The organism is Curtobacterium sp. ER1/6 (assembly GCF_001742745.1).
GTDB lineage: Bacteria > Actinomycetota > Actinomycetes > Actinomycetales > Microbacteriaceae > Curtobacterium > Curtobacterium citri.
This window is the reverse complement of the sequence record NZ_MJAK01000001.1, coordinates 18,377-42,882: the sequence shown is the minus strand read 5'-3', so window position 1 is coordinate 42,882 and position 24,506 is coordinate 18,377. Positions and strand designations below refer to the sequence as shown.

Annotated in this window: 23 protein-coding genes and 2 tRNA genes; 5 read left to right on the top strand and 20 right to left on the bottom strand. The window is 73.5% G+C overall.

Annotation, left to right across the window (positions count from 1 at the left end; translation table 11 throughout):
• Positions 1 to 52: 52 nt before the first annotated feature.
• Positions 53 to 547: a pantetheine-phosphate adenylyltransferase gene (gene coaD / locus Cus16_RS00205; protein ID WP_069710665.1), complete on the bottom strand. Its 495-nt coding sequence runs from the start codon at positions 545 to 547 to the stop codon at positions 53 to 55.
• Between the two features lie 27 nt (positions 548 to 574).
• Positions 575 to 2,719: an ATP-dependent DNA helicase RecG gene (locus Cus16_RS00200; protein ID WP_223246513.1), complete on the bottom strand. Its 2,145-nt coding sequence runs from the start codon at positions 2,717 to 2,719 to the stop codon at positions 575 to 577.
• Between the two features lie 207 nt (positions 2,720 to 2,926).
• Here Cus16_RS00200 and Cus16_RS00195 point away from each other — a divergent pair, with 207 nt between their 5' ends.
• Positions 2,927 to 3,487, top strand: coding sequence for an RsmD family RNA methyltransferase (locus tag Cus16_RS00195; protein ID WP_069710664.1), 561 nt, complete (start codon positions 2,927 to 2,929; stop codon positions 3,485 to 3,487).
• A gap of 15 nt (positions 3,488 to 3,502) precedes the next feature.
• Here the strand turns inward: Cus16_RS00195 and thiL are convergent, their stop codons facing one another.
• The gene (thiL, locus tag Cus16_RS00190; RefSeq protein ID WP_069710663.1) at positions 3,503 to 4,510 is read right to left on the bottom strand and encodes a thiamine-phosphate kinase; all 1,008 of its coding nucleotides are present in this window, start codon (positions 4,508 to 4,510) and stop codon (positions 3,503 to 3,505) included.
• Positions 4,511 to 4,534: 24 nt separating this feature from the next.
• On the opposite strand from thiL, the gene Cus16_RS00185 reads away from it, so the two are divergent.
• Complete coding sequence (locus Cus16_RS00185) at positions 4,535 to 5,020, top strand: DUF3515 family protein (RefSeq protein ID WP_069710662.1); 486 nt, start codon at positions 4,535 to 4,537, stop codon at positions 5,018 to 5,020.
• Between the two features lie 58 nt (positions 5,021 to 5,078).
• On the opposite strand, the gene Cus16_RS00180 is transcribed toward Cus16_RS00185, so the two are convergent.
• From Cus16_RS00180 to leuC, 6 genes are all read right to left on the bottom strand, one after another.
• Positions 5,079 to 6,176, bottom strand: coding sequence for a D-alanine--D-alanine ligase family protein (locus tag Cus16_RS00180; RefSeq protein WP_069711317.1), 1,098 nt, complete (start codon positions 6,174 to 6,176; stop codon positions 5,079 to 5,081).
• Between the two features lie 32 nt (positions 6,177 to 6,208).
• Positions 6,209 to 7,222, bottom strand: coding sequence for an NAD(P)H-dependent glycerol-3-phosphate dehydrogenase (locus tag Cus16_RS00175; protein WP_069711316.1), 1,014 nt, complete (start codon positions 7,220 to 7,222; stop codon positions 6,209 to 6,211).
• A gap of 91 nt (positions 7,223 to 7,313) precedes the next feature.
• Positions 7,314 to 8,162 (bottom strand): lysophospholipid acyltransferase family protein, encoded by an 849-nt coding sequence (locus Cus16_RS00170; protein WP_141718745.1) that lies wholly within the window; start codon positions 8,160 to 8,162, stop codon positions 7,314 to 7,316.
• A gap of 4 nt (positions 8,163 to 8,166) precedes the next feature.
• On the bottom strand, positions 8,167 to 9,534 hold the full coding sequence (gene murA / locus Cus16_RS00165; RefSeq protein WP_069710661.1) for a UDP-N-acetylglucosamine 1-carboxyvinyltransferase: 1,368 nt from the start codon (positions 9,532 to 9,534) through the stop codon (positions 8,167 to 8,169).
• Positions 9,534 to 10,130 carry a 3-isopropylmalate dehydratase small subunit gene (leuD, locus tag Cus16_RS00160; protein ID WP_069710660.1) on the bottom strand — a complete coding sequence of 199 codons (597 nt, stop codon included), beginning with the start codon at positions 10,128 to 10,130 and terminating at the stop codon, positions 9,534 to 9,536. The genes murA and leuD overlap by 1 nt, the downstream gene beginning before the upstream one ends.
• Complete coding sequence (gene leuC, locus Cus16_RS00155) at positions 10,130 to 11,569, bottom strand: 3-isopropylmalate dehydratase large subunit (RefSeq protein ID WP_069710659.1); 1,440 nt, start codon at positions 11,567 to 11,569, stop codon at positions 10,130 to 10,132. Before leuC ends, leuD begins: the two co-directional genes overlap by 1 nt.
• A 224-nt stretch (positions 11,570 to 11,793) precedes the next feature.
• Here leuC and Cus16_RS00150 point away from each other — a divergent pair, with 224 nt between their 5' ends.
• Positions 11,794 to 12,861: an FUSC family protein gene (locus tag Cus16_RS00150; RefSeq protein WP_069710658.1), complete on the top strand. Its 1,068-nt coding sequence runs from the start codon at positions 11,794 to 11,796 to the stop codon at positions 12,859 to 12,861.
• Positions 12,862 to 12,961: 100 nt separating this feature from the next.
• Here Cus16_RS00150 and Cus16_RS00145 read toward each other — a convergent pair whose 3' ends face one another.
• The 7 genes from Cus16_RS00145 to Cus16_RS00115 form a co-directional block, all read right to left on the bottom strand.
• Positions 12,962 to 13,567, bottom strand: a complete 606-nt coding sequence (locus Cus16_RS00145; protein ID WP_069710657.1) for a histidine phosphatase family protein — start codon at positions 13,565 to 13,567, stop codon at positions 12,962 to 12,964.
• Positions 13,564 to 13,938 (bottom strand): fluoride efflux transporter CrcB, encoded by a 375-nt coding sequence (crcB, locus tag Cus16_RS00140; protein ID WP_069710656.1) that lies wholly within the window; start codon positions 13,936 to 13,938, stop codon positions 13,564 to 13,566. Before crcB ends, Cus16_RS00145 begins: the two co-directional genes overlap by 4 nt.
• On the bottom strand, positions 13,935 to 14,384 hold the full coding sequence (locus Cus16_RS00135) for a fluoride efflux transporter FluC (RefSeq protein WP_069710655.1): 450 nt from the start codon (positions 14,382 to 14,384) through the stop codon (positions 13,935 to 13,937). The genes crcB and Cus16_RS00135 overlap by 4 nt, the downstream gene beginning before the upstream one ends.
• 5 nt (positions 14,385 to 14,389) lie before the next feature.
• Positions 14,390 to 14,797, bottom strand: coding sequence for a RidA family protein (locus tag Cus16_RS00130; protein WP_069710654.1), 408 nt, complete (start codon positions 14,795 to 14,797; stop codon positions 14,390 to 14,392).
• 73 nt (positions 14,798 to 14,870) lie between these two features.
• Positions 14,871 to 17,213 (bottom strand): GNAT family N-acetyltransferase, encoded by a 2,343-nt coding sequence (locus Cus16_RS00125; RefSeq protein WP_069710653.1) that lies wholly within the window; start codon positions 17,211 to 17,213, stop codon positions 14,871 to 14,873.
• Positions 17,210 to 18,637 carry a lysine N(6)-hydroxylase/L-ornithine N(5)-oxygenase family protein gene (locus Cus16_RS00120; RefSeq protein ID WP_083263574.1) on the bottom strand — a complete coding sequence of 476 codons (1,428 nt, stop codon included), beginning with the start codon at positions 18,635 to 18,637 and terminating at the stop codon, positions 17,210 to 17,212. The genes Cus16_RS00125 and Cus16_RS00120 overlap by 4 nt, the downstream gene beginning before the upstream one ends.
• Positions 18,634 to 20,130 carry a pyridoxal phosphate-dependent decarboxylase family protein gene (locus tag Cus16_RS00115; protein ID WP_223246465.1) on the bottom strand — a complete coding sequence of 499 codons (1,497 nt, stop codon included), beginning with the start codon at positions 20,128 to 20,130 and terminating at the stop codon, positions 18,634 to 18,636. The genes Cus16_RS00120 and Cus16_RS00115 overlap by 4 nt, the downstream gene beginning before the upstream one ends.
• A gap of 108 nt (positions 20,131 to 20,238) precedes the next feature.
• On the opposite strand from Cus16_RS00115, the gene Cus16_RS00110 reads away from it, so the two are divergent.
• Positions 20,239 to 21,363, top strand: a complete 1,125-nt coding sequence (locus tag Cus16_RS00110) for an NAD(P)-binding domain-containing protein (RefSeq protein WP_069710652.1) — start codon at positions 20,239 to 20,241, stop codon at positions 21,361 to 21,363.
• Between the two features lie 148 nt (positions 21,364 to 21,511).
• On the opposite strand, the gene Cus16_RS00105 is transcribed toward Cus16_RS00110, so the two are convergent.
• Complete coding sequence (locus Cus16_RS00105; protein WP_069710651.1) at positions 21,512 to 22,756, bottom strand: FAD-dependent monooxygenase; 1,245 nt, start codon at positions 22,754 to 22,756, stop codon at positions 21,512 to 21,514.
• Positions 22,757 to 22,840: 84 nt separating this feature from the next.
• Between Cus16_RS00105 and Cus16_RS00100 the strand changes: the two genes are divergently transcribed.
• Positions 22,841 to 23,344 (top strand): MarR family winged helix-turn-helix transcriptional regulator, encoded by a 504-nt coding sequence (locus Cus16_RS00100; protein ID WP_069710650.1) that lies wholly within the window; start codon positions 22,841 to 22,843, stop codon positions 23,342 to 23,344.
• Between the two features lie 108 nt (positions 23,345 to 23,452).
• Here the strand turns inward: Cus16_RS00100 and Cus16_RS00095 are convergent.
• The 3 genes from Cus16_RS00095 to Cus16_RS00085 form a co-directional block, all read right to left on the bottom strand.
• Positions 23,453 to 23,525: transfer RNA gene (locus Cus16_RS00095), tRNA-Glu, on the bottom strand.
• Positions 23,526 to 23,579: 54 nt separating this feature from the next.
• Positions 23,580 to 23,655, bottom strand: a tRNA-Glu gene (locus Cus16_RS00090).
• A gap of 75 nt (positions 23,656 to 23,730) precedes the next feature.
• Positions 23,731 to 24,363, bottom strand: a complete 633-nt coding sequence (locus Cus16_RS00085; RefSeq protein ID WP_069710649.1) for an MBL fold metallo-hydrolase — start codon at positions 24,361 to 24,363, stop codon at positions 23,731 to 23,733.
• Between the last annotated feature and the right edge of the window lie 143 nt (positions 24,364 to 24,506).

The following is a 24,506-nucleotide window of genomic DNA, read 5'->3' as shown; positions in this document are numbered from 1 at the left end:
CGAGTCTACCGCGATCTGCGGCGGACGTCGAGGACGCCCGGGTCGCGGCGTGTCAGCGTGCGAGGTGCTCCGCGAGCGCGTCCGCGACGACGACGGGCACGTACGGGGTCACGTCGCCCCCGAGCGTGGCGACCTGGCGGATGAGCGAGCTCGACACGTGCGCCCGCGAGGCCTCCGGGAGGAGGAACACCGTCTCGACGTCGGCCAGGTGCCGGTTCATGATCGCCATCGGCGTCTCGTACGCCACGTCCTCGCCGGACCGCACGCCCTTCACGAGCACGCCGGCACCGACCTGTCGGCAGTAGTCGACGAGGAGCCCGGAGGTCCACTCCCCGACGCGCACGGTGTCCGGCACGCCGACCTCGGCGAGCGACCGCTCGATGAGCCGCACGCGGTCGGCGGCGGCGAACATCGCCGGCGGCTTCTCCGGGTTGTGCACCACGAGCACGTGCACCTCGTCGAACAGCCGTGCGGCGCGACCGATCACGTCGAGGTGCCCGAGGGTCACGGGGTCGAAGGAACCGGGGACGACCGCGATCTGTGCCATGCCGGCGACGATACCGGCGCCCCGGTGTCAGTTCTTGCCGAGGAACGCGGCGTCGGACTCGTCCAGGCGCCGGGCCAGGGCCTCGCGCAGCGCGGGGTGCCCCCGGAGCTCCGGGTCCGGCTCGAGGACCCGCTCGGCCTCGCCCCGGGCGTCGACGATGAGGTCGGCGTGCTCGACGACGCGCAGCAGGTTCAGGGACGACCGACCGCCGGACTGCCGCTCGCCGAGCACGTCGCCCTCGCGCCGGAGCTCGAGGTCGACCCGGGCGAGCTCGAAGCCGTCGTCGGACGCCGCGACCGCGTCGACGCGCTCGCGTGCGGTCGTCTCGGCCTCGGCCGTGGTGACGAGCAGGCAGACGCCGGCGTACTGCCCGCGGCCGATGCGCCCGCGGAGCTGGTGGAGCTGCGAGACGCCGAAGCGGTCGGCGTCGAGGACCGCCATCATCGACGCGTTCGGCACGTCGACACCGACCTCGATCACCGTAGTCGCCACGAGCACGTCGACGTCACCGGCCGCGAAGGACGTCATCACGCGGTCCTTCTCGTCCGCGGTCATGCGCCCGTGCAGCACCTCGATCCGCCGGCCCTGCAGGACCGGCATCGTCCGCATCCGCTCGGCCGTCGCGAGCACCGTCGCCGGGGCGCGCTTCGGGGTGTCGTCCTCGGCGGGCTCGGGGCCGCCGTCGTCCTCCGCGTGCGCGTCGTCGATGGCCGGGCAGACCACGAAGGCCTGGCGCCCGGCGGCGAGCTCCTCGGCCATCCGCGTCCAGATCCGCCCCTCCCACCCGGGGTGCTCGGCGAGGCCGACCGCGAAGGTCTCGATGCCCGCGCGTCCGGACGGCAGCCCGGTGATGGTCGAGACGTCGAGGTCGCCGAACACCGTCATCGCCACGGTGCGCGGGATCGGCGTCGCCGTCAGGACGAGCACGTGCGGCGGCGTCGCGCCCTTCGTCCGCAGGGCCTCCCGCTGCTCCACGCCGAAGCGGTGCTGCTCGTCGACGACCACGAGTCCGAGCTCGGCGAAGTCGACCCGGTCGCCCAGGAGCGCGTGCGTCCCGACGACGAGCCGGGAGCTGCCGGAGGCGGCCGCGAGCAGGGCACGGCGCCGCTCGTCGGTCGACTGCGAGCCGGTGAGGATGACCGGCCTGAGCTCCGCGGCGAGGTCCGGGCCGAGGAACTTCACGATCGAGCGGAGGTGCTGCGCCGCCAGGACCTCGGTCGGCGCGATCAGGGCCGACTGGCCGCCGGACTCCGCCACGGTGAGCATCGCGCGGATCGCCACGAGGGTCTTGCCCGAGCCGACCTCGCCCTGCACGAGCCGGTGCATGGGCCACTCGCCCGCCAGGTCGTGCGCGATCTCGGAGCCCACCGCCTGCTGGTCGTCGGTCAGGGTGAACGGCAGCGAGGCGTCGAAGCGCTGGAGGATGCCGCCGGTCGACGCCGTCCGCGGGGTCGCCGCGGTCGCACGGGCCGCGATCCGCCGCTGCACGAGCGCCGTCTGCAGCACGAACGCCTCCCGGTAGCGCAGGGCGTCCTGCGCCCGCTTGAAGTCGGCGACCTTCTCCGGCCGGTGCAGGAGCTCGAGGGCGCGACGGAACGGCACCAGGCCGAGGCGCGTGCGCGCGGGTGCCGGGACGGGGTCCGGCAGGTCGGGCAGGGTGTCGAGGAGGACCGCCATCGCCTTCGCGATCTGCCACGAGGTGAGCGAGGCCGTCGCCGGGTAGATCGGGATCGGCTGGCGGGACCAGCGGATCGCCTCCTCGTCCTCGGGGTCGGCGGTGGCGCGCGGGTCGTCGGCGTCGAACAGCTCGTAGTCGGGGTGGGCGAGCTGGCGGGCGCCGCGGTAGTCGCCCACCTTGCCGGCGAAGATGCCGCGGGCGCCGGGCACGAGGTCCTTCGTGCGCCAGCCCTGGTTGAAGAACGTCAGGGTGAGCAGGCCCTTCCCGTCGCCGATCTTCGCCTCGAGGATGGAGCCGCGGCGGGCGCGCATCGTGCGCTCGCGGACGTCGATGACCTCGGCGACGATCGTCACGGACTCCCCGATCGCGAGCGAGTCGAGGGCAGTCAGTGCCCCGCGCTCCGCGTACCGGCGCGGCGCGTGCTCGAGGAACTCGCCGACCGTGCGGTACCCGAACGCCTTCTCGATCGCCCTGGCCGTCCGGCCGCCGAGCACGCCGCCCAACCGCGCGTCGAGGGGCGCCGGCCCGAGGTCCGGGGGCCCGACGGCGTCAGCGGGTCCCGCGGGGTCGGCGGACTCCGTCGGGGCCGCGGCGTCGGAGGTGTCGGAGGTGACCACGCGACCACGGTACCGGGCGCGACCGACGCACCGGGTGCCTCCCGACCGCCCTGTGGACGGCACGCACGCCGCTACGGTGGCTGCATGACCCGCATCATCGCCGGCGCCGCCGGATCCACCGCGCTCCGCGTGCCGAGGTCCGGCACCCGGCCGACGAGCGACCGCGTCCGGGAGGCCCTGTTCTCGTCGCTCGAGGCGCGGGGGCTCGTCGACGACGCGGCGGTCGCCGACCTGTACGCGGGGACGGGCGCGCTCGGGCTCGAGGCGGCGTCGCGCGGTGCGGTCGAGGTCGTGCTCGTCGACCGCGCCGCACCGGCCGTCCAGGCCTGTCGTGCGAACGCGAAGGCGGTGCAGCAGCGGGTCCCGCGGGTCCGGATCGACGTGCAACCGCAGCCCGCGCTCGGGTACCTGCGCAGCACCGTGCGGACCTTCGACCTCGTCTTCGTCGACCCGCCCTACGACGTCGCCGAGGAGGAGATCGCCGACGTGCTCGAGGCACTCGTGCCACGGCTGACGGCGGGGGCCGTCGTCGTCGTCGAGCGCAGCAAGCGGTCGCCGGAGCCGACGTGGCCGACGGGGCTCGCCCCGTTCAGCAAGCGCAGCTACGGCGAGACCGTGGCCTGGGAGGCCGTCACGCCGTCCTGAGGCGGGGCTCGGCGGTCAGCCCGCGGCGCCGTCCCAGTCGGCGTACGGGTCCCACCCGGTCGTCGGGACCGGCGCACCACCTCGCACCAGGTCCGCGGCCCCGTGGTCGACGACGACCCCGACCCGGCGGAAGCCCCCGGGCAGCGCGACGCCCGGCGGGAAGGTCGCGAGCAGGCCGTGGTCCTCGCCCCCGTGCACAGCCGACTCGTCGAGCGGTCCGTCTGCATCGAGTTCGAGCGTCACCCGGCTGGCTCGGGCGAGGCGCCCGGCGTCGATCGCCAGGCCGTCGGAGAGGTCGAGCATCGCGGTCGCCCCCGCCGCGGCCGCGGCCGGACCGTCGGCGATCGGCGGCACCGGACGGCGCTGCCGGGCGACGTCCGGGTCGGTGTCGGCTCCGCTCGCGACCGTCGTCGCCCGCGAGGGCTCGCCCTGCGGGTCGACGCCCTCCCGGAACAGGCGTGCGAGTCCACGCGCCGCCCGGCCCAGCTCGCCGGACACCGCGAGCACGTCGCCGACGCGGGCCCCCGACCGGAGCACGGGCGGCCGCCCGCCGAGGTCGCCGAACGCGGTCACCGAGACCGTGAACGTGGCGGAGGTCGACAGGTCGCCACCCACGACGCCGCAGCCGGGCGACAGGGCCGTCACCGCCTCGCGCACGCCGTCGGCGAAGGACTCGAGCACCGCGACGGGGGTGTCCTGCGGTGCGGCGAGGGCGATCACGAGCCCGGTCGGCACCGCCCCCATCGCGGCGACGTCGGACAGGTTCGTCGCGGCCGCCTTCCACCCGACGTCGGCGGGCGACGACCACGCCCAACGGAAGTCCGGCCCGTGCACCATCATGTCCGTCGTCACGACGAAGCGGCCGTCCGGAGCGGCGACGACCGCGCAGTCGTCACCGGGGCCGAGCAGTGGTGCGCCGGCGGGCAGGCGCCGGACGATCCGGTCGAGGACCGCCAGCTCGCCGGCCGTGCCGACCGTGTCCCCCGCGGTCGGTCCGGTCCAGGCCTCGTACGTCGCGTCCACGGGGCAACGGTAGCCTGGACGTCGATGGACACCGTGCGCCGCCCCCTCCGCTGGACCGCGATCGCGGGCGTCCTCGTCGCCCTCGCCGCCGGGCTGACGGGCTGCTCGAACGCCGTGTCGATGGCCCCGGCTCCGTCGGCCGATGCCGCCCAGTGCGCCGCCGTCCAGGTCCGGCTGCCGGCGGTCGTCGGGAACGACCAGGCGCTGCGGAACACCGACGCGCAGTCGACCGCAGCGTGGGGCGACCCGACCGCGGCGCTGTACCGCTGCGGGGTCGCGGTGCCGACGGTGTCCGACCTGCCGTGCTTCAGCAAGGGCGGGGTCGACTGGATCCGCGACGACCGCGGGGCGCAGGTCGTCTACACGACCTTCGGCCGGTCCCCCGCGGTGCAGGTCGTCGTCGACGCCACGAGGACGACGGACCAGGTCGTCCAGGACCTGTCGGACGTCGTGTCGCTGCTGCCGAAGGACGGACACGCCTGCCTGGACCCCTCGGACGTGCAGGGCTGAGACGTGCAGGGCCGCCGCGTGCAGAGGTGCCGCGTGCAGGGCTGCCGCGCCCGCGACGTCAGCGGACGGCGGTGCGTCCCAGCTCGATGAGCTCCGTGACGAGCTCGCCGTAGGACACCCCGGACGCCGCCCAGCAGCGCGGGTACATCGACAGGGGCGTGAAGCCCGGCATGGTGTTGACCTCGTTGACGACGAACCCGTCCTCGGTGAGGAAGCAGTCGACGCGTGCGAGTCCGGCGCCGCCGATGGCGTCGAACGCGCGGGCGCCGATGGCCCGGATCGCCGCGGTCTCGTCGTCGGTCAGCGGCGCGGGGCACAGCAGCGCCTCGTCCCCACCGAGGTACTTCGAGGCGAAGTCGTAGAAGCCGTCCTCGGCGACGACGATCTCGCCCGGCAGGCTCGTGCGCGGCACACCGTCGCGGCCCTCGAGCACGGCGACCTCGACCTCGCGCCCGACGACCCGCGGTTCGACGATCACCTTGGCGTCGTGCTCGAACGCCAGGTCCATCGCCGCCGCGAGCTGCGCGGGCTCGTCGACGCGCGAGACGCCCATGCTGGAACCGGCACGGGCGGGCTTCACGAACAGCGGCCAGCCGTGCGTCGCGACCGCGCCGGCGACCCCGTCCGGGTCGGCCGTCCACTCGCGCCGCAGGACCGTCGTCCACGGGGCCACCCGGAGCCCGGCGTGCTCGAGCACGGCCTTCGCCGTGTGCTTGTCCATCGCCAGGGCGCTCGCGAGCACGCCGTCGCCGACGTACGGCAGCCCGGCGACCTCGAGGAACCCCTGGACCGTGCCGTCCTCGCCGAACGGGCCGTGCAGGATCGGGAACACCACGTCCACCGCGATCGTGGAGACCGTGCCGTCCGGGTGGGAGACGACGAGCTCGTTCGTCGCCGGCGACGTCGGGAACGCCACGCGCGTGCCGTTGTCCGGCACGGTCGGCAGCGCGCCGTCACGGAGCGCCCACTGGGCCGGGTCGTCGGACTGCAGCGTGAACGCGCCGTCCTTCGTGATGCCGACCGGAACGACCGTGTACGCCGAGCGGTCGACGACGTCCATGATGCCGCCGGCGGTGACGCAGCTGATCTCGTGCTCGCTGGACCGGCCGCCGAAGAGCACGGCGACGGTCGTGGGCGCGGGGGCGATCGTGGGCATGGGGGTCCCCTTGCTGGTCGGGCCCGGACCGGTCACTCGCCCTGGGGCTCGTCGGTCTCGGTGAGGTGCGGCGCGATGTTGCGCGGATCGAGCCTACCGGCGAGGACCTCGGCCACCTGGCCGACGATGGGCATGTCGACGCCGTTCGCCGCCGCGAGCTCGAGGATCGGGGCGACCGATGCCAGGCCCTCGGCGGTCTGGTCCATCTGCCGCACGACCTCGTCGAACCGGTACCCCTGGCCGAGCAGGCGGCCGGCCGTGTTGTTCCGCGACAGCGGCGACTGGCACGTGGCGATGAGGTCACCGAGGCCCGCGAGCCCGGACAACGTCGAGGGCTGCGCACCGAGCGACACGGCGAAGTCGGTCATCTCGGCGAGGCCCCGGGTGATGATCGAGGCCTTCGTGTTCTCGCCGTAGCCGACGCCGTCGACGATGCCGATCGCGACGGCGATGAGGTTCTTGAGCACCCCGCCGAACTCGGTGCCGATGACGTCCGTGTTGGTGAACGAGCGGAAGTACGGGTTCGTGGCGACCGCCGCCACCGCGGTGGCGGTGTCGATCGACGTGGACGAGACCACGGCCGCGGTCGGCTGCCGCCGCGCGATCTCGAGCGCCAGGTTCGGGCCGCTCGCGACGGCGATGCGGTCGCGGTCGATCCCGAGCCCCTCGTGGAGCACCTCGCTCATCCGGAGGCCCGTGGCCTTCTCGACGCCCTTCATCAGGCTGACGACGGGGACGTCGTCGCCGAGCAGCGGCGCGATCGCGTCGAGGTTCGACCGCAGCGACTGCGACGGCACGGACACGTAGACCTGCTGCGCGTCGGCGAGGACCTGCTCGAGGGAGGTCGACGCGGTGAGGGTGCGCGGGAGGTTGATGCCGGGCAGGTACCCGGAGTTGCGCTTCGTCTCGGTGATCTCGCGGGCGACCTCGGGACGCCGGGCCCAGAGCACCGTCGTCGCCCCGCCCTCGGCGAGCACCTTGGCGAAGGTGGTCCCCCAGCTGCCGGCACCGATCACGGCGACCCGCGGCTTGTCGGTGGACTGCATCACCACGCGGATGGCGGCGGTGTCGACCGCACCGCGCGCGGCGACGGCGGGGTCCGGGTGGTCCTCGTGCGGGCGGAGGCCCGGGCGGTGGTCACTCAAACTTGCCGGTCTCCTTCTGGTTGTTCGCCGCCGGGTCCCAGCGCTTCGCGGGGGCCTGCTCGCCGCGGAGCTCCTCGAGCAGCTCGGTGATGCGCTGCATGACGATCTCGGTGGCCTCGACGAGCGTCTTCTGGTCGAACGGACGACCGCGGTACGCCGACAGGTCGACCGGGTCGCCGACGACCACGTCGACGCGCGACGGCGGGAAGAGCCGCAGCTTCTTGGCGTACCGCGGCATGATCCGCTGCGTGCCCCAGTGGGCCATCGGGATGATCGGCACGTCGTTCTCGAGCGCGATCCGCACCGCGCCGGTCTTGCCGCGCATCGGCCACAGGTGGGGGTCGCGGGTGAGGGTGCCCTCGGGGTAGACGATGATCGCCCCGCCCTGCTCGATGACGGACCTCCCGCCGCCGAGCGGGTCGTTCAGGCGCGTGCGGCCGGACCGCTCGACGGGGATCTGCCCCATGCCGGACATGAGCTTGCCGACCACCGGCACCCGGAAGATCGACGCCTTCGCGAGGAACCGCGGCGCGCGGCGGGACAGCCACACGGCCGTGCCCACCACGAGCGGGTCGATGTTCGTGAAGTGGTTCGGGGCGAGGACGAACGCGCCGTCCTCGGGCAGTCGCTTCGGCCCGTGCCAGTGGTACCGCGCCGAGAACCGGAAGATCGGGATGACGACGGACGCGGTGATGCGGAACGCCGTGTTCAGCTCACCGCGGCGCCACCGGCGCCCCGGGACCGGGAGGCCCGTGGTGACGTCCGTCGCGGACGTGCGCCGTGCCTCCAGGCCGTCCCCTGCTCCGTCTGCCGGACCGCGACCGGTCGCGTCAGCCGCCACCGGGCTAGCCCGCGAAGTCGAAGTCGGCGCCGAGCTTCCGCAGCTTCGGGATGAAGTGCTCGTACCCGCGGCTGATGATGCCGACGTTCGTGATGTGCGACTCGCCCTCGGCGGTCAGGGCCGCGATGAGGTGGCTGAAGCCACCGCGGAGGTCGGGGACGCGCACGTTCGCGGCGTGCAGCGTCGTCGGGCCGGTGATGACGGCGGCCTGCTCGAAGGGGCGACGGGCGACCCGGCGGTCGTGCCCGGGCAGGCCCTCCTTGTGCACGACGATGTCGGCACCCATCTCGTTCAGCGCGTCGGTGAAGCCGAAGCGGTTCTCGTACACGGTCTCGTGCACGACGCTCGTGCCCTCGGCCTGGGTCAGCGCGACGACGAGCGGCTGCTGCCAGTCCGTCATGAAGCCGGGGTGGACGTCCGTCTCGACGACGACCGGGCGCAGGACCTCGCGCTCGCGGTAGAAGCGGATGCCGTCCTCCTGGATGTCGAACCCGCCGCCGACCTTGCGGAAGACGTTGAGGAACGTCATGAGGTCCTGCTGGTCGGCACCCTCGACGAAGATGTCGCCGTTCGTGGCGAGCGCGGCGGAGGCCCAGCTGGCTGCCTCGTTGCGGTCGTTGATCGCGCGGTGGGTGTACCCGCGGAGCGACTCGACGCCCTCGATGAAGATCGTGCGGCTCGGCTCGACCGTGACGATCGCGCCCATCTTCTGCAGGATCGCGATGAGGTCCATGATCTCGGGCTCGATCGCGGCGTTGCGGAGCTCGGTGACGCCCTCGGCGAGGACCGACGACAGCAGGACCTGCTCGGTCGCGCCGACGCTCGGGTACGGCAGCTCGATCTTCGCGCCCTTGAGGCCGTTGGGAGCCGTCAGGTGGATGCCGTTGACCTGCTTGTCGACGACCGCGCCCATCGCGCGGAGCGCGTCGAGGTGGAAGTCGATCGGGCGGTCGCCGATGCGGCAACCGCCGAGGTCGGGGATGAACGCCTCGCCGAGCTTGTGCAGCAGCGGGCCGCAGAACAGGATCGGGATGCGGCTCGAACCGGCGTGGGCGTCGATCTCGGCGAAGTGTGCCGACTCGACGTTCGACGGGTCGAGGATGAGCTCGCCTCGTGCAGGGTCGGTGATGCGCACACCGTGCACCTCGAGCAGGCCGCGGACGACCTTGACGTCGGAGATGTCCGGCACGTCCTTGAGGATCGACGGGGTGTCACCGAGCAGCGACGCGACCATCGCCTTGGTCGCGAGGTTCTTCGCGCCGCGGACCTCGATGCGTCCCACGAGCGGCTTGCCGCCCCGGATGACGATCTCGTCCGACTTCAGGCCCACGCGGGCCCCTGCTGCTGCTGCGTCCTGTACGAGGGAGTTCACTACTTCACCGGCAATGTCTTCGGCCGCCATCGGGAGCGGCGGGATTCGAACTCCGTGATCGAGGTCTCGTCACGGAGGGTGAGCCCGATGTCGTCGAGCCCTTCCATCAACCGCCAACGAGTGTAGGCGTCGATCTCGAAGGGCACGTCCACCGCGCCGAGCGACACGCGCTGCGTGACCAGGTCGACGGTCGCCTCGATGCCCGGGTTCGCCGCGATCTCGGCCCACAGCCGCTCGACTTCCGGTTCGGTCACGATCGCCGTGACCAGGCCCTGCTTGCCCGCGTTCCCCTTGAAGATGTCCGCGAAACGGGGTGAGACCACGACCTGGAAGCCGAAGTCACGGAGCGCCCAGACCGCGTGCTCGCGGCTCGACCCGGTGCCGAAGTCCGGTCCGGCGACGAGCACGCGGGCACCCTGGTAGCGCTCCTGGTTGAGCACGAACTCCGGGTCCTGGCGCCAGCCGGCGAACAGCGCGTCCTCGAAGCCGGTCTTCGTCACGCGCTTGAGGTAGACCGCCGGGATGATCTGGTCGGTGTCGACGTTCGAGCGCTGCAGGGGCGCGGCGATCCCGGTGACGGTGGTGGTCTTGTCCATCAGACGGCTCCTTCGAGGACGGTGTTCGACTCGGCGTGTTCCAGGTCCCACGGGCTCGAGAGCGTGCCCCGGACGGCGGTGGCGGCGGCGACGAGCGGGGACACGAGGTGCGTCCGCCCGCCCTTGCCCTGCCGGCCCTCGAAGTTGCGGTTCGACGTGCTCGCGCAACGCTCCCCCGGCGCGAGCTGGTCGGGGTTCATGCCGAGGCACATCGAGCAGCCCGCGAAGCGCCACTCCGCCCCGAAGTCGGTGAAGACCTTGTCGAGCCCCTCGGCCTCGGCCTCGAGCCGCACCCGGGCGGACCCCGGCACGACCATCACGCGCACGCCCGGTGCCTTCTCGCGGCCTCGGATGACCGATGCGAAGGCGCGGAGGTCCTCGATGCGCGAGTTCGTGCACGAGCCCATGAACACCGCGTCGACCGCGATGTCCTTCATCGGCGTGCCCGCCTGCAGGTCCATGTACTCGAGCGCCCGCTGCGCCGCTGCCCGATCGTTCGGGTCGTCGTAGCGCGCGGGATCCGGGACGCTCTCGGACAGGGACACGCCCTGGCCCGGGTTCGTGCCCCAGGTGACGAACGGCTCGAGCGCGTCGGCGTCGATGAACACCTCGGCGTCGAAGACGGCGTCGTCGTCGGTGGCGAGGGTGTCCCAGTACGCGACGGCGTCGTCCCAGTCCTGCCCCGTCGGGGCGTGGTCGCGGCCCTGGACGTAGTCGTACGTCGTCTGGTCGGGCGCGACCATGCCGGCGCGCGCCCCGGCCTCGATCGACATGTTGCAGATCGTCATGCGGCCCTCCATCGAGAGCGCACGGATGGCCGACCCGCGGTACTCGAGCACGTAGCCCTGGCCGCCGCCGGTGCCGATCTCCGCGATCACGGCGAGGATGATGTCCTTCGCCGTGACGCCCGGTCGGAGCGTGCCCTCGACCGTGATCGCCATCGTCTTGAAGGGCTTCAGCGGCAGGGTCTGCGTGGCGAGGACGTGCTCGACCTCGGACGTGCCGATGCCGAACGCCATCGCGCCGAACGCGCCGTGGGTGGAGGTGTGCGAGTCGCCGCACACCACCGTGATGCCGGGCATCGTCAGGCCGAGCTGCGGCCCGACCACGTGCACGATCCCCTGCTCCTTGTCGCCCAGCGAGTGCAGGCGGACACCGAACTCCGCGCAGTTGCGGCGCAGGGTCTCGATCTGGGTGCGGCTCGTCGGGTCGGCGATCGGCCGGTCGATCGCGAGCGTCGGGGTGTTGTGGTCCTCGGTCGCGATCGTCAGGTCGAGGCGGCGCACGGGACGGCCGGCCTGGCGCAGGCCGTCGAACGCCTGCGGGCTCGTGACCTCGTGCACGAGGTGGAGGTCGATGTAGAGGAGGTCCGGGTTCCCGTCCTCGCCCTTGACCACGACGTGGTCGTCCCACACCTTCTCGGCGAGCGTCTTTCCCATCGGCCCGGCCCTTCCTCGTTGACGTCGGTACGCCGCGGGTGCGGCGTGGTCCGGCGAGTCTAGCAGGTTGGTATACCAACGCGGGTCGGGCGGTCGGACGTCCCCGGGAGCCGGACGGGAGGCGCGGCGCACGACCGCCACGCGCCTCCCGTCCGGCCGTGCCCTCGCCCGGTGCGCCGGGCCCGCGTCGACGACACCCGTCGCGGTGGGAGGATGGGAGCGACATGACGACACCTGCGCACTCGACCCGGACCACCAACCTCGAGGGCGCAGCCCGCGCCGCGATCGCCGGCGGCGTCCCGCTCGCGCTGCTCGTCGCACTCGGGATGCCCGGGTACGCGGCGTTCGCGATGTTCGCCGGGTTCACCGCCATCTTCGGCGCGACCGAGCCGTACCGGCAGCGGATGGTGACCACGGGGATCGCGGCCGCGCTCCAGGGCGCGTGCATGGCGGCGGGGCTCGCGGTGTCGCTGTCCGGTGCGCCGCTGTGGCTGCAGGGCGCCGGGCTCGTGGTGGTCCTCGTCGTCGCGGTCTGCACGCTCAGCGCACTGCAGACCATCCCCGCGCAGCCGATCTTCCCCGTGTTCGCGTTCTGCGTGTCGGCGCTCGTGCCCGTCCGTCCCGCCGACCTGCCGCTCGTCGCGACGATCATCGTCGCCTCGCTCGCCTGGGCCTGGCTCGTCGCGATGTCCGGCGGGCTGATCCGGCTCGTGCTGCACCCGCGGGCCCCCCACGTCTTCCGTCCGATCGCCCAGCGCAAGCACCGGTCGCTCGCCGTCCTCCGCACGCCCGCCGTGTGGGAGACCGTCGGGCTCAACGTCGTCGGCGCGCTCGTCGCCGGTGCGGTCGCCGAGACGGTCCCCGGGCTCGGGCACCCGTACTGGGCCGTCATCGCGGTCGTGTCGACGCTGCCCGCGATCCGGCAGCGCCACACCGTCGTCCGCGCGGTGCAGCGCTTCGTCGGCACCATCGGCGGCACGGTCGTCGCGGTGGGGATCCTGCTGCTCGAACCCTCGGCGTGGTGGATCGTCGTCATCGCGGTGATCGGGCAGTTCTTCGCGGAGATCTTCGTCGCGCGGCACTACGCCGTGACGCTGCTGTTCCTCACGCCGCTCGCGCTCGCCGTGTCGTGGCTGAGCCTCCCGGAGGCGCCGGAGCTCCTCGCGCTCGACCGGATCGCGCAGACGACGCTCGGGGCCGTGGTGAGCGTCGGGCTGCTCGTGGTCGGGCGGGCCATCGAGCGTCGACGGGGTCGCGCGCTGGGCGCGACGAGCGCGATCCGGACCGTCTGACCCGCAGGCGCGGCGCTGGGCCCGCAACACGCAACGTGGGCGGTTCCTCGCAGCGAGATGTCGCTGCGGGGGGTCGCCCACGTTGCGTGTTGCGGAGGGGTCAGGCGCCGGGCGTGACGTTCCAGGAGTCGATGACGGGGCGCCCGTGCTCGTAGCCGAGCGAGCTGACGGTCGCGGTCCCGAGCTTCAGCACGGCTCCGTCCTGCGGCGCGAGCCGGATCCAGGCGGCGCCGAGCGCGCGGAGCACGTGCCCGTGGGCGACCACGATCGCGTCGTCACCCTCGGCGAGGACCGGCCGCACGCGGTTCAGCACGCGCTCGACGCGGACGCGGACCTCCGCCGCGTTCTCGCCCGGGGTGTCCCCCGCGGGCACGCCGTCGGTCCAGAGGTCCCACGGCCCGTGCCGCTTGACCTTGATCTGCGGGGTGGTCAGGCCCTCGTACGCGCCGTAGTCCCACTCGTACAGGTCCTCGTCGAGCTCCGGGTCGACGCCGACGAGCTCCGCCGTGGCCCGCGCACGCTGGAGCGGGCTGGACAGCGCGAGCGCGAACGTCCGGTCGGCGAGGTACCGGCCGGCGCGCTCCGCCTGCTCGATACCGTGCTCGGTGAGCGGGATGTCGGTGCGGCCGGTGTGCTGACCGCTCTTCGACCACTCCGTCTCTCCGTGGCGGACGAGGACGAGTTCGCCGGGGCGTTCCGAGGTCATGTGTTCCTTCCGGTGTACAGGCCGAGCGCGGCTGCGCCGACCGAGACGACGAGCATCCCGAGACCGTTCAGCACGGCGGGTCCGGGCCTGGCGGACCGGAACAGCTGGACGGTCTCGACACTCGCCGTCGAGAACGTCGTGTACCCGCCCATCATGCCCGTCCCGAGCACGGCGACCGTCGAGGGACCGAGTGCACCGGTCTCCCCGAGCCCGGTGACGAAGCCGAGGACGAGCGACCCGGTCACGTTGATGATCAGCGTGCCGAGGGGGAACCGGCTCACCCGTGCCTTGACGGTGCCGTCGAGCCAGAGGCGGAGCGCGGCACCGACACCGCCGCCGACGGAGACCAGGAGGAGTTCGAGCGGACTCACCGGACCTCCCCCGCTCCGGACCGGCGGGCGCGCCGTGCGCCGGCGATCCACGCTCCCGCCGCCGCGGCGACGAGACCGAGCACGACCGAGAGCAGTGCGTACCCGGCACCGGCGCCCCAGCGGCCCACGTCGAGCAGCCGGGCGGTGTCGTCGGCGAGCGTCGAGTACGTCGTGAAGCCGCCGAGCACCCCGGTGCCGACGAACAGCCGGACGGTGCGGCGACGCCCCTCGTCCGGACCGCGCTGTGCGAGCGACTCGAGCAGCAGTCCCAGGCAGAACGCGCCGACGACGTTGATCGCGAGGATCGTCCAGCTGATGCCGTCGACCGCAGGCAGCGCGGCGGCGAGCGCGGCCCGGACGCCGGTGCCGATCGCGCCGCCGACGGCGACCAGCCCGAGGGACCGCCAGCGCAGGTGCGGCGGTCGTGTTCCCGTCCCGAGCGCCACCGCGGTCAGTCCACCACCGCGGCGACACCCTCGACCTCGACGAGCTGGTCGTCGTAGCCGAGGACGGTGACGCCCATCAGCGTGCTCGGGACGTCGTGGTCGCCCATGGCGGCGCGGACGACCTGCCACGCGGCGACGAGGTCCGCCTGGTCGGACGAGGCGACGAGGACCCGCGTGTGCAGGAGGTCGGCGAGCCCGGCGCCGGCGGCGGCGAGCGCCGTCTCGAGGTTCGCCATGCACTGCGCCGCCTGCCCGCGGGGATCGCCGACGGCGACGGTCCTGCCGTCCTCGTCGAGCGGGCAGGCGCCGGCGAGGAAGACCGGTCGTGCTCCGGCGGGAGCGGTCGCGGCGTACGCGTACTCCGCCACGCCGCTGAGGCGGTCGGTCCGGATGAGCTGCACGGCGCTGGTCACCCGGCCAGCCTGGCACAACCGGGCCGCGAGCAGTCGAGGGGACGGCTCGCGACCCCGGTTCGTGTCCGGACCCTCAGCGAGCGACGGGGTTCGGCATCCGCCCGGCCCGGATGAGGGACTCCGTCTGGGCGGACAGGTCCACCATCTGCAGGGTGTTCCGCAGCTGCAAGCGGTTCAGGCACGAGTGCTCGAAGTCCGGCACGCGCAGGTCGAGCGGCCGGGCGCGACCGACCGACGCCGCGTCCACGCACGACCCCACGAGCCGCCAGAACACCGCATCCGGCAGCACCCCGTCCTCGTCGAGGATCGCCGCCAGGTGTCGCAGCACCCCGTCGAACACGTCCGTGAACACGCCGAGCGCTGCCTCGTCGTCGTCCACGGGGTGCACGATCCGCTCGATCCCGTCGGGGACCGCGACGTCGCCGACGACGACGACCTCCTCGCCGATGTCCTTCATGAACACCCGGGACACCACGCCGTCGCGGAGGACGAGCACGAGGTTCTCGCCGTGCGGCATGAACAGCAGCTGGTGCTCGGTCAGGCAGTGCACGACCGGGCGGAGGTACGCGTCGAGGTACCGTCCCACCCACGTGGCGGCATCGAGCCCGGACTGCTGCACGAGCGCGGCGGCGACCGACCGGCCGCGGGCGTCCCGATGCAGCAGGGCCGCCATCGTGACCGGCCGCTCCCCCGGTGCCAGCCGCGGGACGGGGCTCTCGCGCCAGAGCGCTGCGAGCATCTTCCGCTGCGGCGCGCCCCGCTGCGCCGGACCCGACCCGATCCGGTGGTAGGCGTCGCCGGTGTACCCGATCGCGGCGTGCTCGCGGAGGACCCCGAAGCCGGCGTCGGCGAGCACCGGGTCGGCCACGACCAGGCTGGCAACCCAGTCGTTCACCGCCGGCGTCGTGCGCATGTACGCCGGGGACATGCCCCGGAGGAAGCCCATGTTCTGCACGGCGAGCGCCGTCTTGACGTACGACCGTTCCGGCGCCGAGCGGTTGAACGCCGTGCGGATGGACTGCTGGGGCTGGTGGTCGTCCGGCCCCTCGCCGAGGTCGACGAGGTCCTGCCGCCCGAGGTCCGGCGCGAAGGTGACGGCGATCCGGTGCTGCCACTGCCACGGGTGCACCGGGAACCACGTGTACGCGTCCGGGTCGAGCCTCCGGCGTTCGAGCGTGTCCCGGAACCGGTCGACCGTCGCGCCGTCGAGCTCGGCTGCCCAGTGCTGCTGTTCGGTACGGTCCGCGGCGAGCGCCAGGTGCGTGTGCTCCCGTCGGGCGGCGAGCCACCGGTACCGGAACCGACCGCCCGACTCCGGTGCGTACGACCGGTACTCGTCGAGGCCGAAGCCGATGCGGCCGTTCGCGGCGACGAACGCCGGGTGCCCCTCCGTCATCGCGGCCTCGGCGTCCTGGAACCCCGCGACGACGTCGCCGTCGGACCGTCCGCGGGCGAGCTGCGCCGCGGACGGTCCCCCGCGGCGGTGCTTCGCGGCGGCGGACGCCAGGGTCGAGGCGATCTCCTCCAGGTAGGTGCCGAGCAGGTCGTCGGGGATCCCGAGCTCGTGCTGCAGCCCGAGCACCAGGTCCTGCGCGTCGAGCGGCACCGGATCGCGAGACCCTCGGCGGCTCCGGGTCAGGGACGCCTCGTCGACGACCCAGTGCTCGAGCGCGTGCACCCGGGCGCGGAACCGGTAGGTCGAGTCCCCCGCGTCGAGTGCCCACGCGTCCCCGTCCGTGCGAGGGGCGACGAGCCGCTCGTGCGTGAACTCGGCGACGGCCTTCGCGACGAGGCGCCGTTGGGCCGGCTCCAGGTGCTCGGGCCGCAGGTGTGCGGCGGGCCCGTCGTCGTCGGGGACGCCGATCCGCTCGGTGTCGAGCACCGACAGCAGCGCCCGCTTCCCGTCGACGTCGACCTCGCGGAGCGCCCGGAAGCCGGCCTCGGCGTTCTTCCGCTGCACCGCGGTGTTGCGGACGTCCGGCTCGACGACGACGCGGCGTGCGCCGAGGGCGTCGCGGCAGTGTTCCACCACGGCCTGCATCACGGCGGTCGTCAGACCGGGCACGCGCCCCTCGGCGGGGGCGGGGGCGACGAGCAGGTGCATGCCGACGTCGCCGGGCTCGGCGTCCCACACGTCGGTGAGCAGCACCTCGCGCGGGTCGTAGGTCTCGGCGTACGCGATCGGCTCGCCGCCCCACCGGAGCAACCAGCCGGCCTGCGCCGGGTCCTCCTGCACGGCCCGCAGGTACACGCCGACGGCGTCGACGTCGTGGTCCGTCATCGCCCACCACGAGGACGCCGGGTGCCCGAGCCACCGCTGCACGAGCGCGGCGTCGCGGTCCGGGTCGACGGGGTGGACGGACGGGAGGCCCGTGGTCGCGTCCGCCGGCACGGCGACCGTCACGGGGGCGCTCACGCCGTCATCCCGGCCGTCGCGGCCCGGCCGTCCACCGCAGGGTCGTCCGCGCTCGCCGCGGGGCCGGCGCTCGCCGCGCCGTCGTCGCTCGCCACGGGGACGGGGACCGGCCGCCCCCCGGGCAGGCCGAACTCCTGGAAGGCGATCCGTTCCTCCAGGCCGTACACGGCGCGACCCGTGACGGACCGGATGATCGACGCGTTCCGCCACGCGCCCATGCCGAGGTCCGGGGCGGTCAGGCCGTGCGTGTGCTCCTCGGCGTTCTGCACCCAGATGCGACCGCCCAGGGTGTCGACGTGCAGGTCGCGGGCGACCGCGAACCGTCCCCGGTCGTCACGGGCGACCAGGTGCTCGACGGGCGCGAGGAAGTCGGGCGTGCGCGGCCGGTACCCGGTCGCGAGGACGAGCCGGGCGACCTCGTGCTCCGTCTCGGTGCCGAGCTGCCCGTGCCGGAGCGTCAGGCGGAACCGGTCGCGGTCCGGCAACCAGTCGGCGGCGACGACGCTCGTGTCGGTGCGGAGCGTCGTGGGCACCGGCCCCCGGACGCTGATCCGGTAGAGCGTGTCGTACACCTCGTCGACCAGGTCGGCGCTGATCCCCTTGTACAGGCCGCGCTGCTCCCGCCCCAGACGGTCGCGGACCGGGCCCGGCAGGGCGTGGAAGTGGTCGGTGTACTCGGGGCTCGTCATCTCGAGCGTGAGCTTGGTGTCCTCCATCGGGAAGAACCGGGGCGAGCGGGTGATCCAGTCGAGGCGGTAGCCGCCGTCGCGGATGCCCTCGAGCAGGTCACGGTAGACCTCCGCCGCGGACTGCCCGCTGCCGACGACCGCGATCGAGTCCGCGCTGCGGAGGTCGTCGCGGGCGGGGAGGTAGCCGGCGGAGTGCACCACCGGACCGTCCAGGTCGCGGAGCGCCTCGGGGACGGCGGGCTCGGTCCCGATGCCCAGCACGACGTGCCGGGCGAGGTACCGCTCGGGACCGGTGGGCGTCTCGGCGTGCACGGTGAACAGGTCGGTGCCCGCGTCGTGCTCGACCGCGACGACCCGGCGCCCCCACCGGAGGGTGTCGAGGCGATCGGCGGCCCAGCGGCAGTACGCGTCGTACTCGGTGCGCAGGGGGTGGAAGTCCTCGCGGATGAAGAAGGGGTAGAGCCGGCCGGTCTCCTTGAGCCAGGCGAGGAACGAGAACGGTGACGTCGGGTCGGCCATCGTGACGAGGTCGGCGAGAAACGGCACCTGGATGGTGGCGTCGTCGAGCATCATGCCGTGGTGCCAGGCGAAGCCGTCGGCCCGGTCGAGGAACACCGCGTCGAGGTCGTCGAGCGGGTCGGTCAGGCAGGCGAGGCCGAGGTTGAACGGGCCGATGCCGATGCCGACCAGGTCGTGCACGGTGGTGCTCGCGCTCGTGCTCGTGCTGGTCGTCATCGGTCCGCTCCCGTCGTCGGAGCGCCGTGGGCGCCGGCGTGGGCGCGGCCGTGGACCCGCTCACCGTGCAGCCGCGCGGCGGTCGCGACCACGTGGTCCAGCGACGCGACGACCTGGTCGACGGTGGTCTCGGGGTTCAGCAGCGTGAGCTTGCTGGTCGGCCGACCGTTGACGACCGTCTTCGCGACGAGCACCCGCCCCTCGGCGAGGAGTGTCGCGCGCAGCGGTCCCACGAGGGCGTCCGCGTCGACGTCGGAGACCCCGTCCGGCTGCCAGCGGAACAGCACCGTGCTGAGCTGGGTCGGGGCGACGAGCACCAGGTCCGGGTGCCGCCGGACGTGGTCGTGCACGCGTTCGGCGACGTCGAGCACCCGGTCGAAGGCCCGCCCGATCGCCGGACCGCCGCTCGCCCGGAGCGTCGTCCAGAGCTTCAGCGCGTCGAAGCGCCGCGTGGTCTGGAGCGACTTGTCGACCTGGTTCGGCTCGTCGGCGTCCTCGGGGTTGAGGTAGTCGGCGTGCCACGAGGCACGACGGAGGTCGGCCGGGTCGCGGACGAGCAGGGCGCTCGACGACACCGGCTGGAAGAACGACTTGTGGAAGTCCGCCGTGACGCTCCTGGCGCGCTCGATGCCGTCGAGCAGGTGCCGTCGCGTCGGGGACACGAGCAGTCCGCACCCGTAGGCGGCGTCCACGTGGAGCCAGACGTCCTCGAGGTCGCACACGTCGGCGATCGGCTCGAGCGGGTCGATGCAGCCGCGGTCGGTCGTCCCCGCGGTGGCGACGACGGCCATCGGCGTCAGCCCCGCACGTCGGGCATCGGCGATCGCGTGGGCGAGGTCGTCCGGACGCATCCGGCCGGCGGCGTCGGTGGCGACGTCGACGACCGCGCGTTCGGGGAGCCCGAGGACCATCGCCGACCGCCGGACGCTGAAGTGGCTGGACACGGTGGCGAACACGACGAGGTCGTCGAGCGCGGGACCGCGGCCGGCCCGGGTCGCCGCCTGGCGTGCCAGGAGCAGGGCGTGCAGGTTCGACTGCGTGCCGCCGGAGGTGAAGACCCCGTCACCGGCGGTGAAGCCGATCGTGTCGGTGGCCCACGAGACGACCCGGCGTTCGACCTCGGTGCCGATCCGCGACTGGTCCCAGGTGTCCACCGAGGTGTTGACGGCGGCGAGCACCGCCTCGGCGGCCACCGCGGGGACGGCGACGGGGCAGTTCAGGTGCGCCAGGTAGCCGGGGTCGTGGAACCAGACGGCCTCGGCCGTGACGAGGTCGTCGACCTCGTCGACCGCGGCCTCGGCAGAACCGAGCGGCCGGTCGAGGTCGACGGCGGCGACGCGGTCGCGGAGGACGGCCGCGAGGGTGTCGGTGGTCGGGGTCGTGACGGCCGCCAGGCGGGTCGCGGTCCGGTCGACGGCACCGCGGACGACCGTTCGGTACCGGTCGGCACGGTCGGACGTGAGGATCTCGAGCAGTGGTTGCGTGCTGTTCACGTTAGGTAAGCCTAACCTTACTCGGAGGTAGACAGAACAGCACGGTGGGGGAAGAACGATCGGTCGGTCCGGACTGTCCCCCGGGTCGCACACGACTACCGTTGGACCGTGCCCACCCCGCCGTCCCCCGCGACCGTCGCGGTGATCGGCGCCGGGCAGGCCGGCCTGTCGGCCGCGCACCACCTGGTCGCCCGCGGCTTCACCCCCGTCGGGCTCGACACCGCTCCGACCGCTCCGACGGCTCCGAGCGTCGTCGTGCTCGACGCCGGGGACCGCCCCGGCGGCGCCTGGCAGCACCGCTGGGAGTCGCTCCGGATGCGCACGGTGAACGGCATCTTCGCGCTGCCCGGCATGCCGCTGCCGGAGATCGACCAGGAGGAGCCGAGCCGCTCCGCGGTCCCCCGCTACTTCGCGGCGTACGAGGAGCACGAGCGCCTGCCGGTCCACCGCCCCGTGCGCGTCCGCGCCGTGCGGTCCCCGGCCGGGACCACCGACGGCCCGCTCACGATCGAGACCGACCGCGGCGACTGGCGGGTGTCGGCCGTGGTGAACGCGACCGGCACGTGGGACACCCCGGTCGTCCCGGAGGTGCCCGGTACGGAGCGCTTCCTCGGCGAGCAGCTGCACAGCCGCGAGTACGTCGCCGCCGAGCGGTTCCGGGGCCGCCGGGTCGCCGTCGTGGGCGGGGGCATCTCCGCCGTGCAGCTCCTCGAGGAGATCAGCCGCGTGACCGACACCGTCTGGTACACGCGCCGCGATCCGGTGTTCCTGCCCGGTGCGTTCGTGCACGAGCTCGACGGCGTCGACGTCGAGCGCCGGGTCGCCGCGGACGTCGCCGCGGGCCGTGCCCCGGGCAGCATCGTCTCGTACACGGGCCTGCTCTGGACCGACCACGCCCTCGCCGCCCGGGAGCGCGGCGTGCTCGAACGCCGCCCGATGTTCACCGGGATGACCCCGCACGGCGTGGTCGAGGCAGACGGGTCGTCCACCTCCGTCGACGTCGTCCTCTGGGCCACCGGTTTCCGGGCCGCGCTCGACCACCTCGACCCGCTCGGTCTGCGCGGACCGTCGGGCGGCATCGCGATGGTCGGGACCCGCGTGGCGTCCGACCCGCGCGTCCACCTGGTCGGGTACGGACCGTCGCAGTCGACGATCGGCGCGAACCGCGCCGGTCGGGCGGCCGCCCGCGAGATCGCGCGCCTGGTCGAGGGACGCGTGGCGGCGACGGACTGAGCGAACGCCGGACGGACCGGGTCCGGGTGCCGGACCGACCGGGTGTCGGACCGACCGCGTGCCGGACGGGAGGCGCGGTGCGGGCCGGTCCCGCGCCTCCCGTCCGACGCGCGGACCGACCGGGCGCCGGACCGGTACCGGTCCGCGTTCAGGACGCCGTGACGAGGGGCGGCAGCGGCCGCTCGGTGTCGGCGACCTGCGTGATGCGTGCCGCGAGCTTCCGGAGCGGCGTCCCGAGCACGACCGCGTCGACTGCCCGCCGCGCAGCCAGACCGACCCGGCTCCGCGGGTAGGCGAAGCGGATCATGCCGTCCGGAATCCCCTGCACGTCGTCGACGAGGGGCCGCATCCAGTCGTCGAACGACGTCAGCGCACGCTCGACCGTCGCACGGTCGAGCGGCCCGGTGACGATGTCGCGGGTCACGGCCGCGCCGTCCACGGCCCCGGCCACCGACGCGGCGAGGACGTACCCGCTCGTGAGCGCGAGGGAGGCGCCGCCACCACCCATGGGTGTGACGCACCACGCGGCGTCGCCGACCAGGGCGACGCGTCCACGCCGCCAGGACGGCATCCGGATCTGCGTGAGCCGGTCGACGTAGAGGTCGTCGGTGGCCGCGAACCCCTCGAGCACGCGGTCGGTCTCCCACCCGACCCCCTCGTACCGCCGGCGCAGGGCGTCGACGAGGTCGCCGCGGCCTCGGTCGACGAGGTCGTCCTCCCCCGCGTACGCGAGGATCGCGCGGGTCGTCCCGTACGGGTCCGGCCGGAGGTGCACCTGCCGACCCCCGACCGCGGTGTACCACCGCCACCGGTCGTCGTCGTCCGCGGTGCGCGGGATCGTGCCGAACGCCATCGTCACGCCGAGGTCCCGGGGGTCGACGTCGCCCGGTCCGGTGAACACGAGGTCACGCGTGGACGACCGCACGCCCTCGGCGACGACCAGCAGGTCGGCGTCGAACCGTCGTCGGCCGGTCGTGACGACGGTGACGGCGTCTTCCCGGTCCGTCACGGCGGCGACGGTGTCGCCGTAGAGGACCTCGACCCCGTCGGGCAGGTCGTCGAGCAGGATCCGCGCGAGGTCCCCGCGGAGGACCTCGAGCTCGGCGGTGGCGCCGTCCGGTCCGTCGCTCGGGAGCTCGGCACGGACCGAGCCGTCCTGCCGCACGAGCACCGTGCCGGTCTCGGTGGTGTTCGCCGCACGGACCGCGTCGACGAGGCCCATCCGCTCGAGAACCTCGTGGGCCACCCCGCGGACGTCGACGTTCTGGCCGCCGGTCCGGAAGGACGGCGCGCGTTCGACGACCGTGACCTCCCACCCGGTGCGGCGCAGCCACCAGGCGGCGGACAGACCTGCGATGCTCGCTCCGGAGATCACTGCGTGTGGTGCGGACATGTCCTGCTCCTCGGGATGGGGTGTCGGACGACCGTCCGGCCGCCGTGCTTTACAGTGAAGCGACTTGACTGTGGAGGAAGCTGGATGGACGTCGACCCGCTCGACACCGCGTGGACCGACGTCGAGGTCGCCGTGATGCAACGGCTCCGGGACTGGGCCGTCGCGTTCGACGAGCTCAACCGGCACCTCGGCGCCTGGGTGGACCTGACACCCTCCGACGCGAACGCCCTGGGCCAGGTGCTCTGGGCCGAGCGCGCGGGGGAACCGCTGTCCCCCGCGGAGCTCGCGCGACGGATCGGGATGACGTCCGGTGCGACCTCGGTGCTCGTCGACCGGCTCGAGGCCGCCGGGCACGTCACCCGCCACCGGGAGAGCACGGACCGGCGACGGGTCACGCTCCGGACGACCGAGCGGGCCCGGCGTGCGAACGAGGCGTTCCTCGGGTTCGCCGGGCACGAGATCGCCGGGACGCTGCGCGCGACGGAGCCGGACGATGCTCGGGCGGCACTGGCGTTCCTCGACCGGATGACGGGCGCGGCGACGACGGCGAACGCGCGGCTGGCGCAGCGTGCGCGGACCGGCGGCTGACGGCACCGGCACCGAGACCGGGACCGGGACCGGGACCGGGACCGGGACCGGGACCGGGACGACGAAACCCCCGCCGAGCCGGAGCTCGACGGGGGTTCGTGTCGTGTGTGACCCCAGCGGGATTCGAACCCGCGTTACCGCCGTGAGAGGGCGACGTACTAGGCCGCTATACGATGGGGCCGTGGTCTCCGCGGACGGAGCACACGCGTTGTCGGACTCGGAGGCAAGCCACCTGTGGTGACCCCAGCGGGATTCGAACCCGCGTTACCGCCGTGAGAGGGCGACGTACTAGGCCGCTATACGATGGGGCCGTTCCGACAACCCGATAAGTATGGCACAGCAGTGCCGCGCTGCCAAAACGAGGCGTGTCGCCCGGGTGTGCCGCCTCAGAGCGTGAGCGTCTCGCCGGGCCGGAGCACCACGAGCTCGCCCTCGCCGAGCGCCTCGCGCTGGCGGTCGATGTGCATCCCGAGGCCGACCTCGGACAGCGTCGCCTCGTGGACCGGGAAGGCACGACGGGGTGCGACGGCGGCGATCCAGTCCATCATCTCCCCCACCTTGAGCCACGGGGCGCCGACGGGAGCGGCCAGGACCTCGACCGGGACACCGGGGACCGTGTACGCGTCGCCCGGGTGGAACAACCGGCCGTCCACGAGCACACCGGTGTTGTCGACGACCGGCACGGACGCGTGGATGACGTTGTGGCGCGTGCCGTGGAAGTCGAGCGCGAACGGTCCGACGGTGCGATGGTCGCCGTCGGTGACGACGTCCACCGGGATGCCGGCACCGGCCAGCGCGTCGGCGACGCCCGCCGGCCCGAGCACGACCGCGTCGGGGTTCCGGTCGAGGATCCCCCGCACCTGCTCGGGCGTGACGTGGTCGGGGTGTGCGTGCGTGACGACCACGGCGACGACCCCGGTGGCGTCGACCGGGCGGGTGAAGCCGCCCGGGTCGAGGACGAGACGGGCGTCGTCCACGGTGACGACCTGGCAGGCGTGCTCGAGCTTGGTGACCTCCATGCGGGCGACCCTACGCGCCTGCTGCGGCGCCGTCACCGTCGCGGTCGCGGTCGGGTCGAGTCGGGTCGAACCAGCTTCCCGACGTCGAACCAGGGCGCGGCCCTGGTTCGACGTCGCATCCGTGGTTCCGTCCGTCGGCGCGA